The organism is Candidatus Margulisiibacteriota bacterium (genome assembly GCA_028715625.1).
Lineage (GTDB): Bacteria > Margulisbacteria > Riflemargulisbacteria > GWF2-35-9 > GWF2-35-9 > JAQURL01.
Genome location: JAQURL010000105.1, coordinates 1 through 5,989, shown reverse-complemented (window position 1 = coordinate 5,989; position 5,989 = coordinate 1). Strand labels below are relative to the sequence as shown.

Below are 5,989 nucleotides of genomic sequence, written 5' to 3'. Positions count from 1 at the left end.
GTATGACGGGCAATTATATCTATTTACACGTTCTGAATGAAGGTTCTGTCATCTCGACTGAACTTGTCTTATACGGAAGCGAAAACTGCTATTCGTTTTTGGGTGGTACTGACCATGTTTTCTTCCATATGCGCCCCAACGACTTTTTGAAATACGAAATTATTAAGTGGGCTAAGGAAAAAGGACTTAAGAATTTCATCTTGGGTGGTGGGTATGGTGGAGACGATGGTATTTTTAAGTATAAGAGAAGTTTTTCTCCAAACGGTATGTGTGATTTTTATATCGGAAAAAAAATTTTTGATAAAGAGAAATATAAAACACTTACAGATATGCGTATAAAGAAAGAGAATTTTGAGGAAAACAGTAATTTTTTCCCTGAATACAGAAGATAATATCAATATGAATATTCTTTTTCTTACATTGTGTAATATAGAAACATTAAATATGCATAACATTTATACTGACTTGCTGAATGAATTTGCAACACGTGGGGATAAAGTTGACTTTTTGAAGCTAATACATTACAGTAACTGTATAATCGGTGCAGGTGCTGTGGTGGTTAAGGATATAACTGAACCCGGAACTTATGTTGGAGCCTCTGCAAGGAAATTATGAGAGCAATGAAAAAAGTTCTATTGACTGCAACCGTTCAGAGTCATATTGCTCGGTTTCATCTGCCCTTGATAGATATGCTGCGCAAAAACGGTTACGAGATACACGTAGCGGCAAAAAATAATCTTATTGAAAAAAAAGGTTTACGGCTGAACGGTCCTCATAAAGTCTATGACATACCGTTCACCCGGTCGCCTTATAGTAAAAGCAATATAACCGCGTACAGGCAGTTAAAAAAAATAATTTATGAAAATCGGTATGATGTCATCCATTGCAATACGCCTGTGGGAGGAGTAATTACAAGACTGGCGGCGAGAAGAACCAGAAAACAGGGTACAAAAGTCTTCTATACCGCCCACGGGTTTCATTTTTACAGGGGCGCACCTCTTAAGAACTGGCTGCTATATTATCCTGTGGAAAAATGGCTGGCAAGATATACGGATGTACTTATTACCATAAATAAAGAGGACTATGCAAGAGCCATAAAGACATTAAAAGCGGTACGGGTTGAATATATCCCCGGCGTCGGACTTGACACAGAGAGTTTTGGCGGGATAACTGTTGATAAAATGGCAAAACGGCGTGAATTGAACCTGCCGGAAGACTCTTTTGTTTTACTTTCAGTGGGGGAATTGAATAAAAACAAAAATCACCAGGTTATTATACGCGCCCTCTCCAAACTTAAGAACACCAGTATTTACTACCTGATTTGTGGAAACGGGTCCCTTGAGAGTTACTTGAAAAAGCTGGCAGAAAAATTAGGATTGCGGGAACAGGTAAGGTTACTGGATTACCGTAGGGATATAGGCGAAATCTGCAAATCAGCGGATGTCTTCGTTTTTCCTTCGCTCCGCGAGGGACTCGGCATAGCGGCTCTGGAAGCGATGGCTTGTGGTCTGCCGCTAATTGCGTCAAACATCCGCGGAATTACTGAGTACGCGGTTGACGGAGTAACGGGCTTCAACTGTAGTCCAGACGACGCTGACGGATTCGGGAAAGCGATTGATACGTTAATGAATAACAGGGAAATCAGGGAAAAAATGGGTAGTCACAACGTCAATGCGGTTAAAAAGTTTGATGTGAAAAATACGCTTACGGTTATGCGCAATATATATGAGAATTATAGTGGATGAAAATGCATAAATCCCTTATATCGGTTATTGTGCCTGTATATAATGTTGAGAAATACCTGGCGCGCTGTATAGAAAGCATCAGAGTGCAGACATATTCAAATACAGAAATTATACTGGTGGATGACGGTTCATCTGATAAATGCCCTGAAATTTGCGACGGGTATGCCATGGCGGATGAACGAATTAAGGTTATTCATAAGATGAACGGCGGCACATCTTCGGCGCGCAACGCTGGACTGGATATAATGAACGGGGAATTTGTCAGTTTTGTTGACAGTGATGATTTTTTACATCCGGACTGCCTGGAAATTTTATATGAGATGTGCATAAACGGCCAATGTGAAATCGCGCAATGTGCATACGTTAAGGGCATGTCGGATAATTTTAACGGCATTCTTGTTAAAGGCAAAAATGATGTTTATAATAAGGTGGATGCTTTGATTAGCAGAAGAGTGCGCGCCGGGGTATGTGGCCGCCTTTACAAATCAGGGCTCTTTAATAATGAAAGGTTCCCTTGCGGGAAAACGTATGAGGATGAGGCAATGACCTACCGTATCGTTTACAAGGCCAGCAGAATAGCTATTACCGGTAAAAAACTGTATTATTATTTCCAGACGCCCGTGAGTATAATGAGGAACACAAAGCATTTCATATCAACGGATTTTATAGATATACTTGAAAAGAGACTGGAATATTTCAGAGATAAGGAAAAATCTCTCCTGGAACTGTCTTATGAATATTTTTGTCTCTCGCTGATGCTTTTTTATATCCGTTGCAAAAAAGACAGGAAAAACACAAATGATAGAAGACAGATATTACTCTTATACAATCACATGTATAACAAAAGCGTTAAAAATGAGATTACACCGCTGAAGTATAAGTTGATGTTCACTCTTTTCAGAACATGTCCGGATGCATGTTCTTTTGCCGTGAACTTTTTACGTCTCAGAAAGTAAATTCAGGGGTTTATAAATGGATGACAGGTTAAAAATTCTGTTGATTACCGACGAGGTCTGGAACGATGCGGTTCATCCTAAAAACGTTCTGTCAAACTGGTTTGAAGGATTTAATGCCGAATTTGCCCAGATATATTGCAGTTCGGGCATTCCCGGTAATAAGTGCTGCTGGAAATACTTTCAATTAACCGACAGGATGATGCTGAAGAGTATTTTTGGAGGTGAAAAAGCGGGAAGGACATTTGAAACCTTCAATGGCATCCGCGGCTCTGACGGCGATGTGCCTGAAAATGAAGAAAACAAGAAAATTGTCTCATTGATGAAATCAATTGTGTCGGAACCCGCCAGGGCAGTCAGGGACTGGATATGGTTAACAGGCAGGTACGACGAAGGGAAGTTGAAACAATTTATATCTGAATTCAAGCCGGATGTGGTTTTCTGCCCGCGGTATGCCACAAGGAAAATGTTACGGTTGGAGAGAAAAATATACGAATTGTCCGGCAAACCGATGGTTGCTTTTACCGGAGACGATGAGTATTCGTTGAAGCAGTTAAGATTTTCGCTGGTTTACTGGATTAGGCGGTTTTTAGTAAGGAAGGATATTAGAAAAACAATGCCTGTTTATTCTAAATACTATACTCTGTCCTCGGAACAGTTGCAGGAATATAAAAATAACTTTAATATTGACGCAGGCATTTTAAAAAAATGCGCCGATTTCAACGGGGTACAGATTAAAAAGAGCGTAAACAGCCCGATTAAGATAATCTACGCAGGTAAATTATATTGTCAGAGATGGAGAACCCTCGTTGAGATTAACAGAGCATTGAAAAAAATAAATAAAGACGGAACGAAAATGACGCTTGATATATATACAAAAGACAGAATAACCGCCAGACAAAAAAAAATGCTGGACGACAATAAAAATTCTTTTCTGATGGGAGCGGTTCCGGAAGAAGAATTGAGAAAAGTTTATCAAAACGCCGATATTGCTCTACATGTTGAAGCGCTGGACCTGCAAAACAGGTTGACGACAAGACTTTCGTTTTCAACTAAAATTATTGATTGTCTCGCAAGCGGTTGTGCGGTGATGGTAATCAGCTGGGCGCGGCATTCGGGTTATGCGTATTTGAAGAAGGAGGATGCGGCCATATGCATTGATAACTATGAGAAAATCGGCACTGTGCTGGGCTCTATTATAAAGAACCCTGAAATCTTGCTTGAATATGCAAAAAAAGCGTGGGAATGCGGGAAGCGCAATCATCAGATAGACATAATTCAAAAAAACCTGTATAAAGATTTAACCAACTTGGCAGGTAAAAATAAAAATGAAAATATTACAGATTAATGCAGTAAATGGGATAAGGAGTACAGGCCGTATCTGTGTTGAAATAGCGGAGTACCTGAATAAAAATGGGCAGGAGGGGTACATCGCCTATGCGTCCGGAGTTCCTTATGAAAAGGGATACAGAATTGGAACAAAATGGGAGAGGAAATTACATGCATTATTTTCCCGGATATCCGGTATGCAGGCATATTTTTCCGGGAAAGGCACAAGAAAACTCCTGGATTACATAGAGAAAATTAAGCCTGACGTCGTACATTTGCACAATCTGCACAGTAATTATATTAATCTGGGAATTCTGCTTGCCTACCTTGCGGAGAATGATATACCCATTATTCTCACCCTGCACGACTGCTGGTTTTATACAGGTAGATGCTTTTATTATACGATGAACAATTGTTTCCAATGGCAGAAGGAATGTATCAGGTGTCCAAATGAGAATCGGACCAACCCGACATGGTTTTTTGACCGGTGCAGGAGAATGTACCATGATAAAAAAGCATGGTTCAAGAAGATACCAAGGTTGGCAGTTGTCGGGGTATCTGATTGGGTGACAAATGAGGCGAGAAAATCTTTTCTCTCTTCAGCAAAAATAATAACACGGATATATAACTGGATTGACCTGAAAATTTTTAAACCTGTTGGTACTGATGAATTGAGGCGGAAGCTGGGTTTAGAGAATCATTTTGTTATATTAGGTGTTGCCAGCATATGGAGTAGTGCAAAGGGATTAGATAAATTCATTGAATTGGCTGATAGTATCCCGGCACATATGCGCATTGTATTGGTAGGCAGTATAAAGGGTCATGTGCGGTTACATCAAAACATAATTCATATTCAAGAGACCCATAATGTCAATGAACTTGTTCAGTATTATTCAATGGCAGACGTGTTCGTGAATTTCTCTCCTGAAGAAACGTTCGGAAAAGTGACTGCGGAAGCGCTTGCCTGCTGTACCCCTGCAATCGTAATCAATTCAACCGCTAACCCGGAATTGATTGGAAAAGGATGCGGATATGTTGTGGAAGCGAATGATATTAATGCTGTTTTTGATGCCATATCGCAGGTATACCGGAACGGCAAAGAATATTATACAGGCAACTGTATTGCTTTTGCGAAAGAAAACTTTAATATGGAGAACAGGATCAAAGATTATTTTAGGTTATATCATGAAATTTCAGGAAAAGGGCGGAATATATGACGATATACCTGATTAATATCTTTTTGATAATGCTTTCCGGAGCTCTTTTTCTTTACGGCGTCCCGGAAAGAAGGAACAAAAAACTGTTCTGTATTCTTGCATCCTCACAATGGGTTTTATTATCCGGGCTAAGACACATAAGTATAGGACCTGATACCTATTCTTACAAGATACATAGTTTTGATGTCCGAATGTATCAGACATGGAAAGAACTATGGAGGAATTTCATAGATGTTCTTTTTAGGGGTGCAGTTGGGAACGATCCGGGTTATTATTTATTTGAAAAATTTGTCCAGATATTCACAACAAATTACCAGGTCTATCTTATCATTATCGCGTTGATTTTTACCGTGCCCCTCGGAATATGGATATACAGAAATTCGTCAGAACCGGTGATAAGTTTCCTGATTTATTCAACGGTGTTTTATTCTATTACATTAACAGCGATCAGGCAGACAATAGCCACTACTTTGGTTGTTTTTCTGGGATATGAATTTATAAAAAAGAGAAGATTCCTTCCGTTTTTACTGCTTACCTTGATTACTTTTACCATACATAAATCCTCTATCTTTTTTTTCCCGTTTTATTTTCTGGCAAACAAGAAAATAACAAAGAAATATCTGTTTTGCATGCTTGCCTGTATTCCCATAATGTTCGTCTGGGGGAACAAACTCTTACTTCCATTTGCAAAATTTATGAAATACGAGAATTATCTTGTTTATTACGAAGGTGCAAATGCATGGAC

7 protein-coding genes are annotated in these 5,989 nt (G+C 39.3%); all 7 read left to right on the top strand.

Translation table 11 applies throughout. The annotated features are described in order from the left end of the window. Positions 1 to 392: GNAT family N-acetyltransferase (locus tag PHV30_11740; protein ID MDD5457686.1), on the top strand; the 392-nt coding region annotated here is incomplete at its 5' end. 7 nt (positions 393 to 399) lie between these two features. Next, on the top strand, positions 400 to 615 hold the full coding sequence (locus PHV30_11735) for a hypothetical protein (protein MDD5457685.1): 216 nt from the start codon (positions 400 to 402) through the stop codon (positions 613 to 615). A gap of 5 nt (positions 616 to 620) precedes the next feature. Beyond that, the gene (locus tag PHV30_11730) at positions 621 to 1,745 is read left to right on the top strand and encodes a glycosyltransferase family 4 protein (GenBank protein MDD5457684.1); all 1,125 of its coding nucleotides are present in this window, start codon (positions 621 to 623) and stop codon (positions 1,743 to 1,745) included. A gap of 2 nt (positions 1,746 to 1,747) precedes the next feature. Further along, on the top strand, positions 1,748 to 2,701 hold the full coding sequence (locus PHV30_11725; protein ID MDD5457683.1) for a glycosyltransferase: 954 nt from the start codon (positions 1,748 to 1,750) through the stop codon (positions 2,699 to 2,701). A 16-nt stretch (positions 2,702 to 2,717) separates the two neighbouring features. Further along, positions 2,718 to 4,046 (top strand): glycosyltransferase family 1 protein, encoded by a 1,329-nt coding sequence (locus PHV30_11720; GenBank protein ID MDD5457682.1) that lies wholly within the window; start codon positions 2,718 to 2,720, stop codon positions 4,044 to 4,046. Beyond that, complete coding sequence (locus tag PHV30_11715) at positions 4,027 to 5,244, top strand: glycosyltransferase (GenBank protein MDD5457681.1); 1,218 nt, start codon at positions 4,027 to 4,029, stop codon at positions 5,242 to 5,244. Before PHV30_11720 ends, PHV30_11715 begins: the two co-directional genes overlap by 20 nt. Further along, positions 5,241 to 5,989, top strand: a 749-nt coding sequence (locus tag PHV30_11710; GenBank protein ID MDD5457680.1) for an EpsG family protein, incomplete at its 3' end; no start/stop codon positions are given. The genes PHV30_11715 and PHV30_11710, both read left to right, overlap by 4 nt.